This is a genomic window from Myxococcus xanthus, from assembly GCF_013116825.1.
GTDB classification, from domain to species: domain Bacteria; phylum Myxococcota; class Myxococcia; order Myxococcales; family Myxococcaceae; genus Myxococcus; species Myxococcus xanthus_B.
This window is the reverse complement of record NZ_JABFNS010000030.1, coordinates 1-16,595: the sequence shown is the minus strand read 5'-3', so window position 1 is coordinate 16,595 and position 16,595 is coordinate 1. Positions and strand designations below refer to the sequence as shown.

At 68.5% G+C, this 16,595-nt stretch carries 13 protein-coding genes and 1 pseudogene; 5 read left to right on the top strand and 9 right to left on the bottom strand.

What is annotated here, in order from left to right; genetic code table 11:
- The first annotated feature begins 78 nt into the window (after positions 1–78).
- Positions 79–2,214, top strand: coding sequence for an endonuclease (locus HNV26_RS11235; protein WP_171439912.1), 2,136 nt, complete (start codon positions 79–81; stop codon positions 2,212–2,214).
- Positions 2,215–2,362: 148 nt separating this feature from the next.
- On the opposite strand, the gene HNV26_RS11230 is transcribed toward HNV26_RS11235, so the two are convergent.
- The 4 genes from HNV26_RS11230 to HNV26_RS11215 form a co-directional block, all read right to left on the bottom strand.
- Positions 2,363–3,358, bottom strand: coding sequence for a deoxyhypusine synthase family protein (locus HNV26_RS11230; protein WP_171439911.1), 996 nt, complete (start codon positions 3,356–3,358; stop codon positions 2,363–2,365).
- A 1,006-nt stretch (positions 3,359–4,364) separates the two neighbouring features.
- On the bottom strand, positions 4,365–5,561 hold the full coding sequence (locus tag HNV26_RS11225) for an RICIN domain-containing protein (protein ID WP_171439910.1): 1,197 nt from the start codon (positions 5,559–5,561) through the stop codon (positions 4,365–4,367).
- Positions 5,562–6,452: 891 nt separating this feature from the next.
- Positions 6,453–9,293 (bottom strand): hypothetical protein, encoded by a 2,841-nt coding sequence (locus HNV26_RS11220; protein ID WP_171439909.1) that lies wholly within the window; start codon positions 9,291–9,293, stop codon positions 6,453–6,455.
- Positions 9,294–9,533: 240 nt separating this feature from the next.
- Positions 9,534–10,445, bottom strand: coding sequence for a LysR family transcriptional regulator (locus HNV26_RS11215; RefSeq protein WP_171439908.1), 912 nt, complete (start codon positions 10,443–10,445; stop codon positions 9,534–9,536).
- Positions 10,446–10,513: 68 nt separating this feature from the next.
- Between HNV26_RS11215 and HNV26_RS11210 the strand changes: the two genes are divergently transcribed.
- Complete coding sequence (locus HNV26_RS11210) at positions 10,514–10,921, top strand: DUF6289 family protein (RefSeq protein WP_253816458.1); 408 nt, start codon at positions 10,514–10,516, stop codon at positions 10,919–10,921.
- A gap of 351 nt (positions 10,922–11,272) precedes the next feature.
- On the top strand, positions 11,273–12,040 hold the full coding sequence (locus HNV26_RS39255; RefSeq protein ID WP_366816843.1) for a transposase zinc-binding domain-containing protein: 768 nt from the start codon (positions 11,273–11,275) through the stop codon (positions 12,038–12,040).
- Here HNV26_RS39255 and HNV26_RS11190 read toward each other — a convergent pair.
- The 5 genes from HNV26_RS11190 to HNV26_RS38325 form a co-directional block, all read right to left on the bottom strand.
- Positions 11,986–12,291 carry a polyphosphate kinase 2 family protein gene (locus tag HNV26_RS11190; RefSeq protein ID WP_366816842.1) on the bottom strand — a complete coding sequence of 102 codons (306 nt, stop codon included), beginning with the start codon at positions 12,289–12,291 and terminating at the stop codon, positions 11,986–11,988. The two genes, HNV26_RS39255 and HNV26_RS11190, sit on opposite strands and share 55 nt — an antisense overlap.
- A gap of 279 nt (positions 12,292–12,570) precedes the next feature.
- Positions 12,571–13,152, bottom strand: coding sequence for a hypothetical protein (locus HNV26_RS11185; RefSeq protein ID WP_171439907.1), 582 nt, complete (start codon positions 13,150–13,152; stop codon positions 12,571–12,573).
- A 148-nt stretch (positions 13,153–13,300) separates the two neighbouring features.
- Positions 13,301–14,428, bottom strand: coding sequence for a GAF domain-containing sensor histidine kinase (locus HNV26_RS11180; RefSeq protein ID WP_171439906.1), 1,128 nt, complete (start codon positions 14,426–14,428; stop codon positions 13,301–13,303).
- A gap of 141 nt (positions 14,429–14,569) precedes the next feature.
- Entirely contained in the window at positions 14,570–14,704 is a 135-nt protein-coding gene (locus HNV26_RS38940; protein WP_301338426.1) for a hypothetical protein, read from the bottom strand.
- Between the two features lie 272 nt (positions 14,705–14,976).
- Positions 14,977–15,180: a hypothetical protein gene (locus HNV26_RS38325; RefSeq protein WP_253816456.1), complete on the bottom strand. Its 204-nt coding sequence runs from the start codon at positions 15,178–15,180 to the stop codon at positions 14,977–14,979.
- A 158-nt stretch (positions 15,181–15,338) separates the two neighbouring features.
- On the opposite strand from HNV26_RS38325, the gene HNV26_RS11170 reads away from it, so the two are divergent.
- Complete coding sequence (locus HNV26_RS11170) at positions 15,339–15,944, top strand: hypothetical protein (protein ID WP_140861577.1); 606 nt, start codon at positions 15,339–15,341, stop codon at positions 15,942–15,944.
- A 48-nt stretch (positions 15,945–15,992) separates the two neighbouring features.
- Positions 15,993–16,595, top strand: a pseudogene (locus HNV26_RS11165) (hypothetical protein); the annotation flags it as partial.

The following is a 16,595-nucleotide window of genomic DNA, read 5'->3' as shown; positions in this document are numbered from 1 at the left end:
ATGGTGTCTCCTCTTCCCTTGCCTGCATGGATGGGGTTTGCGCCCACCCATGCGGTGGCCAGACCCGGGAGAGGGTGCGTGAACGAGCAGGAGAAGCAGCGGCGGCTCTTGACCTACGCGAAGCGGATCGCCCCCTTGGCCGAGCCAATCGAGTCGCTCGCGGCGGAAGGCAGCGCCCCGCTCGAGCCAGGTGCCGAGGTCCTGGAGCATGCCATCAAGGCGGTCCACGCGGTGACCCGGGGTCAGGAGTCCCCGCTACGGCCAGAGGAGCTGTGGGCGCTCGAGGCCATCGTCCTGCCTCGGAACAGACCGGTCATCGACATCATCAACGGCAGCTACCTGCGCCCAGGGGCACCCTGGAGCGCCCTGGATGACGCGGAGTTCCGCAAGCCCATCGAGGCGGCCATTCCCGCCATCGGACGCGTGGAGGTTCCCGAGCACCCGACGCTGCCGTACGTTGGAACGGGTTTCGTGGTCGGTCGCGGGCTGATGATGACCAATCGCCACGTTGCCGAGCTGTTCACGCTGGGGCTGGGGATGCGGGGGCTGCGGTTCCAGCCGGGGCTCGACGACGTGCAGGTGGACTTCAAGCGGGAGCGCGGCTCGAGCGCGTCCGCGCCCTTCCGCGTGCGGCGTGTCCTGATGATTCATCCCTACTGGGACATGGCGCTGATGGAGGTCGAGGGGGTTGATGGACTGCGGCCCCTCACCCTGGATTCTCGCCACGTGGACGAGGTGCGCGAGCAGGACGTCGTCGTCATCGGGTATCCCGCGCAGGACCCACGCAACGATGCCGCGCTCCAGCACCGCATCTTCCGGGGCGTCTACCAGGTCAAGCGCCTGCAGCCGGGCAAGCTCATGGGCGCACGGCGCACCTCGAGCTTCGGCCGGATGGTGGAGGCGCTCGCGCACGACAGCTCGACGCTCGGAGGCAACTCTGGCTCGGCCATCTTGGATGCGCGCTCGGGCAAGGTGCTCGGGCTCCACTTCGGGGGCCGGTACCTCGAAGCGAACTACGCGGTGTCCGCCCATGACCTCAGCCGGGACTCCCGCGTGGTCGATGCCGGGGTGCTGTTCACGAAGACGAACGTCGGAGGACAGCTCCCATGGGCGAACGCCTGGAAGGACAACGAGGGCCCCCCGGCGGTGCCGCCCTCACCTCCTCCGCCCTCTCCCGTCCTCTTCGCCCCGGCGCCGCCCGGCGAGTCCTTGGCGCTCACCATTCCGCTCCACATCACCCTCCGCCTGGGGGTGCCCACCCTGGCGGGGAATGGCCAGACCGCGCTCGCCCCCGGGCCGGCAGTGCCCGCGCCAGTGCCAGGTCAACCCGGGGGAGGTGTGGGGGCTGGGGCACCGTCCCTGACACAGGTCGACGTCGCGGAGGCTGTCGCGGAAGCCCAGCGGACGCGGGACCTCCCCTATTACGACGCCGAGGCGGATGCGCTGGACCGGGAGCGCTACTACGAAGGTGTGCAGCCGGACTCCGACCAGGACGCGTTCTATGACGGCCTGCACAGACTCCTCGAGCGGACGCATACGGACCGCCCCTCCTACAAGCCGAGCCGCTGGCTCTACCCATGGGTGGACCGCCAGAAGGACCTCCTCCTCCGCTCGCTGTACTCGGCGGCGGGCCACTCCTTCACACTCCAGGAGATCCTCCAGAAGGATCTGGAGGTGGAGAGGGAGCGTGCGCTACGGCTCCTGGAGCGGCCACTGACAGAGCGTTTCGACGAGGGCTTCCTGGAGCAGCTCGAGTCCGCCCTGCCGTACAACTGCGAGCACGTCGTGCCCCAGTCCTGGTTCAACGCCAGTGAGCCGATGCGCGGAGACCTGCACCACCTGTTCGCCTGCGAGATGCGCTGCAACAGCTTCCGCGGCAACAATGCCTACTTCGAGTTCCCCAGCACCGAAGCCTTCCAACAAGACTGCGGGCGGGCCGAGCGGAACCGGTTCGAGCCGGGCGCCGGGAAGGGCGCCGCCGCGCGCGCCACGCTCTACTTCCTCGTCCGCTATCCCAACGCCATCAACAGCCCGGCGGAGCTCGCCGAGGAGCGGCTGGAGACGCTGCTGCGCTGGCACCAGCAAGAACGCCCCTCCGAGTGGGAGCTGCATCGGAACCAGGCCATCTTCGCCATCCAGAAGAACCGCAACCCCTTCATCGACTTCCCGGAGTGGGCGGCGCGGGTCCGCTTCGCCCGCGGACTGGGCCGCTGATCTGGCCCGGGCCCTTCCGTGCATCGCAGGGTGCAGGCGGGCAGCACCCGGGCGGCGGAGCCTCTCCCGCACGCCCGAGTCGATGACGGAGAGCTTGTGGAGCCCGAGCCGGAGCACCTCGCCGGCAGGGTCTCCAGAGCCGCTCTTTTCAGTTCTTCTTCTGGCGCACGCCCCAGCAGTCGAGGACGTACGAGAAGATCAGCGGCGCCACGATCGTCGCATCGGACTCGATCACGAAGCGGGGCGTGTCGACGTCGACCTTGTGCCAGGTGATCTTCTCGTTGGGCGGTGCGCCGCTGTAGGAGCCGAACGAGGGCGTGCTGTCGGAGATCTGGCAGAAGTAGGACCAGTAGGGGACCTCCTCCTCCAAGTCGAGGCGCAGCATCGGCACCACGCAGATCGGGAAGTCGCCGGCGATTCCCCCGCCGATCTGGAAGAAGCCGACCTTCGCGGACGAGGAGGTCTCCCGGTACCAGTCGGCGAGGGCCGCCATGTACTCGGCGCCGCCGCGGATGGGACTCCAGGTTTCCAGCTCCTTGCGCATCACGCTGGCGACGAACACGTTGCCCAGCGTGGAGTCCTCCCATCCCGGTACGAAGATCGGAAGGCGCTTCTCCGCAGCCGCCAGGAGCCACGAATGACGGGGATCCACCTGGTATGAGCCGGCCAGCGCGCCGGAGAGGAGCAGCTCGTAGAGGTACTCGTGGGGAAAGTGGCGGCGCCCGTCCCGCTCCGCCCTCTGCCAGAGCTCGAGGAGGGGGCGCTCGACCTTGCGCATCGCCTCCTCTTCCGGGATGCAGGTATCTGCCACGCGATTGAGCCCCTTGTCGCGCAACTCGGCCTCCTGCTCCGCCGTGAGGCTGCGGGGATCGGGCACCCGCACGTAGTGCTCCTGGGCCACCAGGTTGAAGACGTCCTCCTCCAGATTCGCGCCCGTGGTCGTGATCGCGTGGACCTTGTCGCGGCGGATCATCTCGGCGAGCGAGATCCCCAGCTCCGCCGTGCTCATGGCACCGGCGAGCGTCACCATCATCTTGCCACCGTCATCGGCGTGCGCCGCCCAGGCGTCCGCTGCATCCACGAGGGTCCGGGCGTTGAAGTGCCGGAAGTGGTGCCGCAGCACGCATCGAACGGAAATGGTCATGTCATGTCCTCGAATGGAGAAGGCGCCCGCTCCGCCCCCGGCGGGGACGGCACGGACGGACGAAGTGAAGGGAACGCCGCGCCTTGCAGCACGAGCGAGCCCGCCAGCTTTTCCGAACATTCGGATGGAGCACCGGCAGCGGAGGCGACAATCACGCGCCACACCGTCTGGAACCGGCAGGATTTCGCGTATCAAACGAACCCCCATGGTGCAAGCCCCCCTGCGGCCCATGCCAGGTTGCGGCGGGCTGCAGGGGCTCCTCGCTGGAAAAGACCGAGAAACGCGAAGCTGGAGCGGTGTCGGCACGACGGCCTGCCCTTCGCCGAGTCACCTCTCTGACCGGGGAGCACAGACGCGCCGCGGCGCTTGAGGACCCCGGAATCGGCTCTCCGAATCCCTTTGATGCGGCGCGGCACCTCGCCTGGCTCTCGCACCAAGCCACCCTCATGTCAGAGGGACTCGCGTTCGCGCTTCTCGACGATGTGTTCGCCGGTCAACTCGGGGTGAGCGCGAGGCCGGACGTAAGCGGATACGCGCGCCCTCTACGACCTCGTGCCATCGCAGCGGCGGAGTGGCCGCAGTGCACAGTTCCATGCCAAAGCCGCCACGCTGCATGAGCGGCACAGCGCCTTCGCCGCCTCCCCCGCCAACGCCGGTGCCCTCCGCGTTGACGTGAGACCCGGCTACCGCCGACTCGGCCTGCAGGTCCCGCCACGTCGGCCTCCGCGCAACGGGACCTCTCCAACTCCTTCTCCAGCCCCATGAATGCCTCCATTTCATGAGGACTGGAGGTTTCACACCCCCAGGGAGTCCAGCACGACAGGGCACGGTGAACGCTTACGTGGACTGGGCAAAGCTACGGAGGAGGACGCCCGATGTTGACGTGTTCGTCCACCGGCCGGGAGCATCGCTCGGCAGCCCCCGTCAGCGGCCCTCCTCGGCCCCTCCGCTCCAGCCCACACCCTCAACAGGGCCTCCCGCGCTCCTATACTTGTTGCAAGGATGCTCAGTGCTGCCGCCTCTCCCAGTACTGGCCAGAGTAGTCGCCGCAGGCAACCATTCGCAGTTGATCATTGACTCCGCCATTGATGATGCCAAGGCACTTGCCGTCGCCAAGCCACATGGCCTTGAGCTGGAAGAACCCAGGCCACGCGGTGGGCACGAGTTGCCAGTACTGGCCGGAGTAGTCACCACAAGCCGCCAGGTGCAGCTTGTCCTTGTCGCCATTATTGATGATGTCGACACACCGATTGAAGCCGGCTTGCCGGTTCTTGAGGCGGACGTACCCCGGCCAGTCCGTTGGAATCATCCGCCACTCCTGGGCTTGGGAGGTGCCGCAGTTCCTCATGGCCATCTCACCGTCGACGTGCTCGATACACTTCCCGGTGCCGAGCCACATTGAAGTGAGGTCGTAGCGCGGGTAGACGCAGAAGATATGACCGTTAGGGTTCGGCTGTGCCGTGCCAGGGATGAAACCCGCGGGACACTGAGAGCCGGAACGACCGCTCAAACGCGCCCAGACATGCCGGACCGAGGCGATGTCGTCGTCGGTCAGGTCGGGCACGTCCCAGTACAGATTCATGATGCCGGGGGGCTGGTCAAAAGGAAGCTGGTACGTCGCTTCCGAGTAGGTGTCCCCCAGGCCGAGCTGGTGGCCATACTCGTGAAGCTCGCGCTTGTAGTTCTCACTGTCGAACTCACCCCTGCCCGCCACGTTGAGGAAGGTCCAGAACTGCGCGTAGCCTCGCTCGCGGGTCTGGTCCCCCATCACCTTGTAGACTTTCAGGCTCGCATCCGTATCCGGACACGCGGTGCTTGATCCGACCAGATACAAACGGATGTTCCAGACAGCCCAGCCAGGCTGCGACTCAAGTGCATCGTTCCAGCGGTTGACCACCTGCTGCATCAAAGCCCGGTACGACTCCCGTTTACTGGCTGAGATTGGCGTGGTGTAGTTCGAGAAGATGCAGACCGGGTAGGAAATATCTCCACTAAGCTGCATGCCCCTGGCCCTCTCAAACTCCGTCAAGATCGAATAGTTGAGCGTATTGAGATAGCTCAGCTCACTTCGCGCGCCCCCAACTGCATGCTGCTCGGAGGCCGGCTCGTCCGGCGTGGCACAGCCCGCGACAACGCCCAGCGCCATCCCCAGCAGCGCGATGGTGAGGCGAGAGCAATGTGTGTCAATGCTCGGTTCATTCATGGAGTTGTTCCGGTCGGATGCTCGACGTCGACTGAGGAGTGCAAGACCCAGACTAAACCAGCAAACAAAGGCCACTTCAAACCCAAAACAATGCAGGCATTACTCTTCTTTTCCAGCAGCGTGGTTGACCGTGCCACCGCCTCCTCGGCTGTACGCCCCGAGCCTGCGCGGCTGGTGCGGTTGGCCCAGAACCGCATATGCGCCGAGGCGGTGCTCTATCTCTGACGCCCGCGTGACCACGGGTTGGTACTCGCCGCTCCCGTCCTGGATGAAAGGAAGGCGACGGCTGCCCAAACCACCGCCTCCATGAACAGCGCACAAATCAACTCGGTGACGGACGCATCCCTCGCGTTGGGCTTGAGAGAATCGGGTGCGCGGCTCAGCGAAAGGACGACCTCCACGGTCAATCGAAGAGAGGCTCCCTCAAGCAGGTGCGAAGGAGGTGCGCGCGGGGCTTGCGGCAGCGGCCAGGAAGGAGCGGATGAAGGAGAGGACACCGCCAGTAGACTGGGCCGATTTGCGCAGGAGGACGTTCGACTTCGGCGTGTTCGGCTGCGTGAGGTGTGGAGGCAGGCTTAAGGTTCGTGGCGTACGTGAAGGGGGCCCCGGGGTGCGGGCGATTCTGGAGCACCTGGGCTTGCCCACGGCCTGTGCGAGGTGGGCCCCGGCACGAGGCCCCCCCCAGGCCGCGGGGTGTTGAGGCGCAAGACAGCCACCAGGCCGGCGGCCCCTGCCACGCACCTGATGGGGGCGCGGCCTGGGCAGGCGTGTACCCCCAGGGGGTTCAATCGGTCTCTCCACCGGCCGAGAGCATCGCTCGGGAGGCCCCGTCAGCGGCCCTCCTCGGCCCCTCCGCTCCAGCCCGCACCCTCAACTAGGCCTCTATCCCGCCTATACGTCCCGGCGACGGCGCCCCATCCACGCACTGAACACCAGCATCAGCCACGGTGCGCCCACGCTCGTCGCGCCGCAGCCGCAGCCGCCCTCCGATGCGTCGGGGGCCGGGGTCGGCGTGCCCGCGTCGGTGGCTCCGGCGTCGGCCATAGTGCCCGCGTCGTCGGTTGTGCCCGCGTCGTCGGGCGTGCCCGCGTCAACCGCTGTACCCGCATCGGCCTCGGTACCGTCAGGCCCCGGGGCCACCAGCGCGGAGACCGGCACCTTCCACAGCTCGAGGCCGAGCGTCCCGTCGGTGGCTCCGAAATACACATAGCCGCCCAGTCGCGAGAAGCCGTGGGGGGAGGAGCCCGGCGTTCCCGGGTACAGGTCCTGAAGGGGCCGGGTGCCCTCGGGCGTGCCGTCGGACACCCACGGCTCCACGCCGGACGCGTCCGCCGCCGCGAAAATGAGCCGTCCCTCGGGCTCCACGGCCAGCATCTCCGACAGCGACGAGCCCTCAAGCCACCAGATTCGCGGCAGCTCCTTCACCCGCCACGTCCCCGCCTCCGTGCCGTCCGTGCGCCACAGGACGTGGGTGTCCAGGGGCTCTTCCTCGAAGAAGTACAGCACGCCCCCCATCGCCGTGGGCTGCTCCACCCGGCGCGTGGTGCGCACCTGCAGCGTGCCCTCGGGCGTGCCATCCGTCTTCCAGAGGTAGCCCGTCGGAGGGACTCCGTACGTCACGGAGCCTCCCAAGAGGAAGTAGAGCGTGGAGCCCACCACCACCGGCTTCATCGCCGTGCCCCGGCCGACGTCCTTCACGAGGCGCGTGCCCTCCGCCGTGCCGTCGGACTTCCACAGCCGGCTCCCGTCGAAGAGGTAGAGCGTGTCCCCCACGGCGGCCAGGGGCCACGCGCCGCTCGACGCGGTCCCCGGCGCGAGGTCGCCCAGCATGCGCGTCCCCTCGGGCGTTCCATCCGTGAGCCACGGCTCCTGCCCCGCGTCCGCGGTGGTGGCCAGGAAGTACACCGTGTTCCCCACTGCCAGCGCGGGAGGCCACGCCGCGCTGACGCCCCCGGGCAAAAGCGTCCGCACCGGCCACGTGTTCTCGGGGGTGCCGTCCGTGCGCCACAGCTCGCCCGCGTTGGCCCCCTTCTCCGTGGCCCTGAAGTAGAGCGCGCCCCCCGTGAAGATGAGCGGCTCCGGCCACGAGCTCCCCGCTCCCGGCACGATGTCCTTCACCAGCCGCGTCCCGCCAGCCGTCCCGTCGGAGACCCACAGCTCCTGGCCCACCTCGGTGCTCAGGGGCCTGAAGAACACCCGGCCCTCCGCGCCGCCGAAGACGGGCAGCGGGACGAACGGGGAGACGGTGGGGTGCAGCGCCACGGTTCCGGCGGCGGTGCCGTCGGTGGTCCACACCCCGTACTGCGCCCCCGGAGCGCGCCCGAGGAAGTAGAGGCGCGAGCCGATGACGGCGAGGTTCCTCGGCGTCGTGCTGTTCGTGCCCTGCGCATCCACGAGCGGCAGGGTGCCCGCCTCCGTGCCGTCGCTCCGCCAAGGGCCGAAGCGGTCCTCGACGTCCCGCCCCCGGAAGACAAGCGTCCCATTCACCTCGGCCGCGTTCGCCAGGGAGACGCCCGCCTCGACGTTCGCACCGAGGCCCAGTCGCTTCACCACCCGCGTGCCCTCGGCTGTTCCATCCGTCCGCCAGAGCTCCTGCTCGAGGCCGGGCGTCAGGTGCTGGAAGTAGTACGCGCCGCCGACCACCTGGCCGCCACGGGGCGTGGGCGTCGCCTTCACGAACACGGTGCCGGCGGCGGTGCCGTCCGTGCGCCAGACGCCGAAGCCCTCGGGTGAGCCCGCCCAGAAGAGAGTGGTTGCACCGAGCCGCACGAAGCCGAAGGGGCTCGAGTTGGTCGGGCCGGGCACGAGGTCCTTCACGAACACGGTGCCCTCCGCCGTGCCGTCCGACTTCCACAGCTCCACGCCCGTCTCCGGGGTGTAGTGCGGCAGCCAGAGCGTGTCGCCCACGGGGAACAGCCCGCAGGCACAGTTGGCCTGCCCGGCGAGCTGTTTCACCCGGACGGTGCCGCCGGGCGTGCCATCCGTGCGCCAGAGGCTGGCTCGGTCCTCGGCCGCATCGCCGCCCCGGAAGTACTGCGTCCCCTGGAAGGACGCCAGCGAGCGGGCCCCGCTCGACAGCCCCGGCAGCAGCTCCACGAAGAAGCGGGACGTGCCCTCGGGCGTGCCGTCCGTCCGCCAGCCCTCGCGCGCTCCGTTGGCGCCCGCGTCGAAGTACGCCACCCCGTCCACCACGGAGAAGTGGTAGCCGAGGCCGGAGCTTCCGGTCGTCTGCTCCCAGGGCCCGGGGATGCGCACCAGCTCCTGGGGCGTCTCCTTCGCGCACAGGAGCTCGTCCGCCGCCCCGAAGCCGCCCGACACCAGCGACAGGCACAGCCCGTTGCGCGTGGGGAAGGCGGAGTCCACGTACTTCGCCCCCCCCTGGCCCTCGGGAGCGATGACCGCGTGCGGGAGCGTGCCGGCGGCCGTGCCGTCACTGACGTAGAGCGTGATGCCACCCCACGGCAGGGAGACGACGAAGTACAGCCGCTCCTTCCACACCGTGAGCTGGGAGGGGTCTGTGCCCCAGGGCCCCGGGATGATGTCGCGCACGAGGGTGGTGCCCTGGGGCGTACCATCCGTGCGCCACAGCTCCTGGCCCACGCCCGTCCCGGTGGCCGAGAAGTAAACGGAGCCCCCCATGCGGGTGAACTGGTCCGAGAGGGAGAGCTGGCGTGCCAGGGGCGTGACGTTGAGGTCCGTCACGAGCGTCACCGGGCCCGTGGCGGGCGCCAATTCCGCGGACTGTGTGCGGAGAGGGGCGGGGTCAGATGGAGCGGCGTCACAGCCGTGGAGCGCGAGCAGGGTGAGCGGGGCCAGGAATGACAATCGAACGGACAAGGGCGGGCATCCTCCGGACTTCCGGCGTCAGGGAATGACGCCGATAAAGGCCCATCTGGCCGGCCAGAGCATCATGGTTGGGTCATGATTGGAGCATTTCCTGATGCTCCGGGGTCTCCCTCGCGCCCAGGCTGCTCAGGCGGAGAGCACCGCGCTGCGCAGCAGGTCCACGAGTGTGGCGAGCGCCGGGGCGAGTGGGCTGTGACGCTTGTGCACCGCGCTCCACTGTCGCCAGTAGCCCTTGCGCCCGAGGCCGCGGGTGACGAGCCCCCCTTGTGCCAGGTACGGCCCGAGTGACCAGCGCCCGAGGAGGGACACCCCGTGCCCGCTCCGCACCAGCTCCACCATGGCCTCGGTGAGAGGAAGCGTGCGGACGCGCAGTGCATCGGGCCTCCGTGGCAGGAGCTCTCGGCGCAAGCGCTCCTCGTCCTCCGCGGGGAGCGGGTAGAAGTAGACGGCCTGCTCTGTCAGGTCCGGTCCGCTGACGAAGGGGCGCGCGGCCAGCGGGTGGCCCGCGGGCAGCACGGCCACGAGCTCATCGCGGAAGAGGGGCGTGGAGACGAGCCCGGGAGTGCTCACGGGGTAGCAACAGAGGGCCACGTCCAGCCGGTCTTCAAGAAGGGCCGCTTCCGCCGAGCGAGTGGCTTCCACGTCCAGCCGCAGGTCCACCTCCGGGTGCGCTGTGGACAGCCCCGTCAGCACCCGCGGCAGCCACTGGTAGCAGGTGTAGCACTGGGCGGCGAGGCGCAATGGACGTGGCGGCGTGGGCGTCAGCGCGGCGCGCAGCAGGGCCTGTTCCCGTGCGAGCCTCGGCAGCACCTCGGCGGCGAGCGCCGCAAGCCGTTGGCCCGCGGGCGTGATGACCATGCGCTTGCGCACGCGTTCGAAGAGGGTGACTCCGAGCCGCGTTTCGAGCCCTGAAAGCTGGTGGCTGATCGCCGACTGGCTCAGGTACAGCCGCCGCGCCGCGCGCGTCACGCCGCCCTCCTCGAAGATGGCCTGGATGAGGCGGAGGTCTCGCGCCTCGAGGGTGCTCTCCTGGGACATATCATGAGGCTACTGCATGAACTTGGATGCCATCAATGCGTTGGACGCAACAACCCCTCTGAAGGCACATGTCTGACTCAATCCGGAGGCCCGCCCGAGGTGGGTACTCCTTCAACCGAGGAACAATGATGATGCGTCCGTCCGTGTTGGCATCCGTGGTGGTCTCCGGCCTGCTGGCGGCTTGTGGCACCGGTGCTGGCCCCGGGGATGAGGGCAGCACTCTTGACTCGCAATCCCAGACGCTTCCGGCCAATGAAGTTCGTACCTGGTACTACACGAACTCGGCGTTCGACCCCGCGGAGATGGTGGGTGAGCGGACCCAGTACTGCGACGGCTCGAACGATGAATGGGGTGTCACGACCCGGTATTACAAGCGCATCATGATGTCGTGTGACAACGGGGTCTACCAGCAGTTCGAGTGCTACGATTGCACCAAGTTCCCGTGCAAGGTGGTTCCCTGTCCGTATCAAAACTGAGCAGGGATTGAGCTGAACAAGGGCCGGGGCGGAAGTCGCTCCCCGCGGAGACGAAGGGCCCGGAGCCTTGCGATTCCGGGCCCTTCTCATTGGCGAGGAGTACGGGACTTGAACCCGTTGGCAGGGCGATAGGAAACCCCAAGCAGGACGCGCTGATACCCGCTATCGCCTTGTGCTCACGTCGTTTCGTTGTGCCGCCCCATCCCGTCTTGTCCCGTTCTCAGCCTCGCTGGAGGGGCACACTGGGGGCACATGCGGCCCACCAGGGTCAATCCGCTGACGGACGCGAGCGGCCCGAGTTCCCCGATCTCGCGGGCTCACGAGAAGCCCGTGGGAGGCTGACGGTAGCGTGTGCCCTGGCGAGGAGGAGCTGGGGAGGGGCAGGTGGAGGAGCGGGGGTGGGCGTACCGGCGGAGGCAGCCGGAGGCGACGGTGCTGTACGAGGCGGTGAGGGAGAACCTTGCCACGCTGCTGGCGGAGGCGAGCGACGTGGGGCGCGGCCTGCCCCGGTATGTGGAGCGGGACTTCTCCAGGTACCTGGAGTGCGGCGTGCTGGTGCACGGATTCGCGAGGGTGCGCTGCGAGAGCTGTAAGGACGAACTGCTCGTCGCCTTCTCGTGCAAGGGGCGAGGGGTGTGCCCCTCCTGCAACGCGAAGCGGGCGCAGGTGACGGCGGTGCACCTGGTGGAGGGGGGGCTGCTCTCGGACGTCCTCACCCTTTTCCTGCGAGCGGTGTTTGCCCTGCAACGTCGCAGGGCACGGCGGCAGGGCGTGCGCGGTGGACAGGCAGGGACTGGAACGGCGATGCCGCTACGGGGCGCGCGGTGCGCTGGCGCTGGAGCGGCTGTCACGAGCGGAGGACGGCCGCATCGCCTATCGGATGACGGGAAGCTGGATGAAATCGCCGAGGCGCCCATGGAGAACTTCGGGGGCTTCGTCCTGCTGGTGCGCCGCAATGATGCCGCGGTGAAGGCCGTGCTCAACTCCGGGCGCGAGGCGGTGCGGGAGGGCGCCGTGGCCCCCTCGCTGGGGCGCGAGCGCGGCTTCGGAAAGGTGCTCCGGGCTCAATACCTCTCGAGTATGAAGTTCTTCCCCGCGAGCGAAGCCTCGTCGTCATAGGCGCCCCGCTTGGAGCGGCGGGGCAGCTTCACCTCGGGACGCTTCACCCTCTTGTGAGGAATCTTCTCCAGCAGGAAGCGGATGCAGTTGAGCCGCGCCTTCTTCTTGTTGTCGGAGCGCAAGATGAACCAGGGCGCATACGGCGTATCCGTCGCGGCCAACATCATGTCACGCGCCTGAGAGTAATCGTACCAGCGAGTCCACGGGTACATCTGGGTCTTCTCCCGGTCCGAGGGGACCGGCAGGGCCACCACTCGGAGGAGAAGAGGGGGGGGGCTTCACTCCATGGGGGAGCCATGCCCGGGCACTGGCCCGGCGTCAGCTTCCCGGCGGTCTCGTGGATCTCCGCGCGCAGTCGCTCTCCATCCGAGGGGTCCACGGCTTTGTAGGCGATGGTGACGCCTCACGTGCCCGCCCCTCCCTCGCGTTGGAGCGGGCGCTCCACCCCACCCCTTTCAAGGAGTTGGGAGCATGTCACCTTGCGCGAGGGGGCAAGAGCCCTGGGGACAGGGCTCTTGCGGACCGGCCTGTCACGGTGAGCGGTCAATCTCCTCGGTGATGCCCACGTCCGTCACGGAACATGCGCCGCCGCTGCTCTCCACGAGGAGGAAGGACTCCGCCGGGAAGACGTTGACGCCGTGCAGGTACGAGCACTCGATGAGGGCGTTCATGTCCCGGCTGCTGCTGTAGGTGAAGACGCGGGCGGGCGCGCTGAAGTCACCGTCACCGCCCGGCGAGGTCGCCACCGCCGTGTTGGGCTTGAAGTCCCAGGACTTCACCTTCACCTGCCAGTGGTCGCCTGGGATGCAGCAGTCCGCCACCTTGACGTCGAGTTGCTTCGTGCCCGGGCAGCTCACGGCGTAGCGCTGAATCTGGCCGGGACGCGACAGAAGGCAGGAGAGGTGAATCTGCTGCCCGCCATCGGACAGCTGGGTGATTTGGGGCTGGCGCTGGCCCGTGGAGCGGTAGTTGAGCTCGCCCACGCGCGGCGCCGCCTCCGCGGGCTCGCCGGCGGCTGGCGGCTCCGCGGATGCGAGCGGCGAGACGCCGAGCGCGGCGCAATACAGGACGAGAGAAGCGAGCCTCCGGAGCTTCATGAAGGAATCGGTCATGACGTATCTTTCTGCTGGCGCGAGAGAAGGACCTGCGCTCCAGGTAGCGCCCCGCCTGAGAGCAGCGGGGAAATAGGCATACGGAGCCGGGCCGGGCAGTGTTTCCGAGGGGCATGCATGCGTTCATGTCGTGAAAGCCAGCGTCTCCTCACGCCTGCGACTCTCCCGCGGCCTCATTCAGGGGCTGGCACGGAAGCACCACCGTGAACCTCGAGCCCAGGCCCGGCGTGCTGTCCACGCGCACCGTGCCGCCCATGGCCTCCGTGAGGCTCCGAACGATGTAGAGGCCGAGCCCGAATCCGCCGTAGTGCCGGGTGGGCACCGCGCGCTCGAACCGCTCGAAGATGTGGAGCAGGCGCTCGGGCGGGATTCCAATGCCGTGGTCCTCCACCACGAGCTCGGCCGTCCCCTCCCCGCGTGAGAGCGAAATCTCGATGGGCCTGCCCTCGCCGAACTTGAGGGCATTGCCGAGGAGGTTCGCCACCACCTGGTCCAGCCTGCTCCGGTCCCACATCCCCTCGACGGGCCCTTCGGCGCGCACGTCCACCCGCGACCCGGTTCGGGCGGCGGTCTCGATGAACCGCTCCATGACCTCGCCCACGACGGCCAGGAAGTCCACGCGCTCCAGGTGGAGCTTGAGCCGCCCGGCGTGCAGCCGCGAGACATCCAGCACGTCGTCCACTAGGCGCATGAGGCGCTGCACCTGCTTCTCGGCCGACTCGAGGGCCTGCATGAGCCGCTCTGCGGAGGGGCGCTCGTTTCGTCTCCGCAGCACCGACTGAAGCACGATGTTCATGGAGGGGATGGGCGTCTTCAGCTCGTGCGCCGCGACACCGAGGAACTCCTCACGGACGCGGATGCCCTCCTGGGCCTCCTGGTAGATGTGGGCATTGTCGATGGCCATGGCCGCCCGGTGGGCCAGTTCCTCCATGAGCGCCAGGTCCGATGGCCCGAAGGGGCGCTTCGGGTCCGTGCGGCCCATGGAGATGGCCCCCAGCGTCCGTCCGCGCGCCATGAGCGGCACGGCCATGCCGCTCCGGGTCCCCAGTTCGCGGATGAGCCGGGCATTCTCGGCGTCGAGGCTGTAGTCGTGCATATCGGGCTCCGAGAGCTCGGAGCGCAGGAAGGGCTTGCCGGACCATGACGCTGATGGCCGGCTGGAACGAGCGCCATTGGGGCAGATAGCGCTCCTCCAGCTCGCGCAGGACCCTCTGCTTCGCGGGGTCGGAGTGAAACCCGGCCACCCAGCGAATCCTGCCGTCCGCTTCGGCCACATCGACGATGCACCAGTCGGCGAACGTTGGCGCGACGAGGCGAGCCAGGCGCTGGAGCGTGGTCGGGTAGTCGAGCGACCCGGCGAGCAGCGCGCTCGCGTCGGATAGGAAGCGCACGGCCTTCTCCGCGCGCATGCGCTCCCTCAAGCAGGTGCGCAGGAGGCGAGCGCGGGGCTTGAGGCGGCGGCCAGCACGGAGCCGATGAAGGAGAAGACGCCGCGAGTGGACTGGGCCGAGTTGCTCAGGAGGACGTTCGACCTCGACGTGTTCGCCTGCATGAGGTGTGGAGGCAGGCGGCGGGTCTTGGCGTACGTGAAGGGGGCCCCCGGGGTGCGGGCGATTCTGGAGCACCTGGGCTTGCCCACGGCCTGTGCGAGGTGGGCCCCGGCACGAGGGCCCCCCCAGGCCGCGGGGTGTTGAGGCGCAAGACAGCCACCAGGTCGGCGGCCCCTGCCACGCACCTGATGGGAGCGCGGCCTGGGCAGGCGTGTACCCCAAGGGGGTTCAATCGGTCTCTCCACCGGCCGAGAGCATCGCTCGGGAGGCCCCGTCAGCGGCCCTCCTCGGCCCCTCCGCTCCAGCCCTCACCCTCAACAGCGCCTCTATCCCGCCTATACGTATGCGTCCCAGGCGCCTCCGGATTGCCGACCAGGACGCGCACGGAGGTGCTGCCCTCCGCCAGCAGCGCTCGGGCCGTGGCTCCGCCCTGTCGCCCCGTGGCGGCGGTGACGAGGACAGTCGGGTGACGACGCATCGGCAGCTCCTTGGAAGTGGGGCCCCCGCTTGTGTTCGCGTTGACTACGGAGGGGTCCCCCGTTTGCCAAGGAAAGGGGCGGACAAATGCCTTTCAAAATCCGGAGCGCCGGCCTCCATTCATCTGGCGACGCTGCCCACGCCGTCTGGAGGAACACCTTGAGCCTGCTGCTTGCCCTGAGTCTCGTCGCGCCCACGTCGCTTGCCCAATCGCCGTCCTCGCCCCGTGATGAGACCGTGCGGGTTCGCATCGAGACCGACGCCCCCGAGGTCAGCCTCTTCCGCGTCACGAGCGAGGGATACGGCACCGTCGCCACCACGAGAGGTACGGGCACCGTGGGCATCGTCCACTACCAGCGCGAGTGCATGATGCCCTGCGACGTCACCCTTCGCGACCCGACGACGGACTTCTTCATTGCGGGGTCTGGCATCACGCCCTCACGGCGCTTCACGCTGTTGGACCACGGGCGGGATGTGTCCCTGAAGGTCGACCCGGGCAGCTCCGGACTGCGAACCACCGGCTGGCTCGCCACCATCTTCGGCGTCTCCCTGGCGGTGGCGGGTGGGGTGCTGATGGCCCTCGACGGCACGGTGTCCTCCGACTCATCCCTTCCGAAGGACAACACCTTGCGCAAGGTGGGCATGGGCTCGCTGATTGGTGGCGGCGCACTGGTGGCGATTGGACTCCCCCTCTTCATCTTCAACGGGACGGATGTGAAGCTCGCGCCGAACAAGCTGATGGGGAACCGGGGAATCGACCTCTGATACAGAGGTCACCCGGATGAGCCACCTCCAGTGCGCCCGCGTGTCCTCATGACCCCACCCCTCTTCCTGGGGGTGGTCCTCCCGCTCCTCGCCACCGCGTCGCCAGCGCCTTCGTCGGCGCGGTGGGGACTGCATTGGAATGCGCCCTCGGAGTGCATCCAGGCGGCGCCCCTGGCGCGCGCTGTGGAGGCTCGCCTGGGACGCTCCGTGTTCGGGGCCCTGCCGGATGTGCTCATCCATGGCGTGCTGGAGCCGGCGTCCTCGTCGGGGTGGTCCGCGAGGCTCACGCTCGTGGACGCTCGGGGTACCGTCCTGGGCAGCCGCGACATCGACTCCGCCACGCCCGCGTGCGCGGACATTGAGCGTCGGCTCGTGCTGGTCCTCGCATTGATGATCGACCCGGAGGCCCTGCGTCCCCGGGAGCCCGCCCCGGTGCCCTCGGAGGTCGTGCCTCCCGCCGAGGAGGCACCACCGCTCCCCGAAGCGCCCGACACGACGGTGGAGGAGGACGTCCCAGCCGAGGAGTCATCCCCACCGACTCGCGCGGCGCCGTGGCCGGGTCGCTCGACGGTGTCCGTCTCCGCGCTGACGACGACGGGGTTCTCGGACGGCCTCGCATGGGGAGGCCGCTTCGGCTGGCGGGGGGCGGGG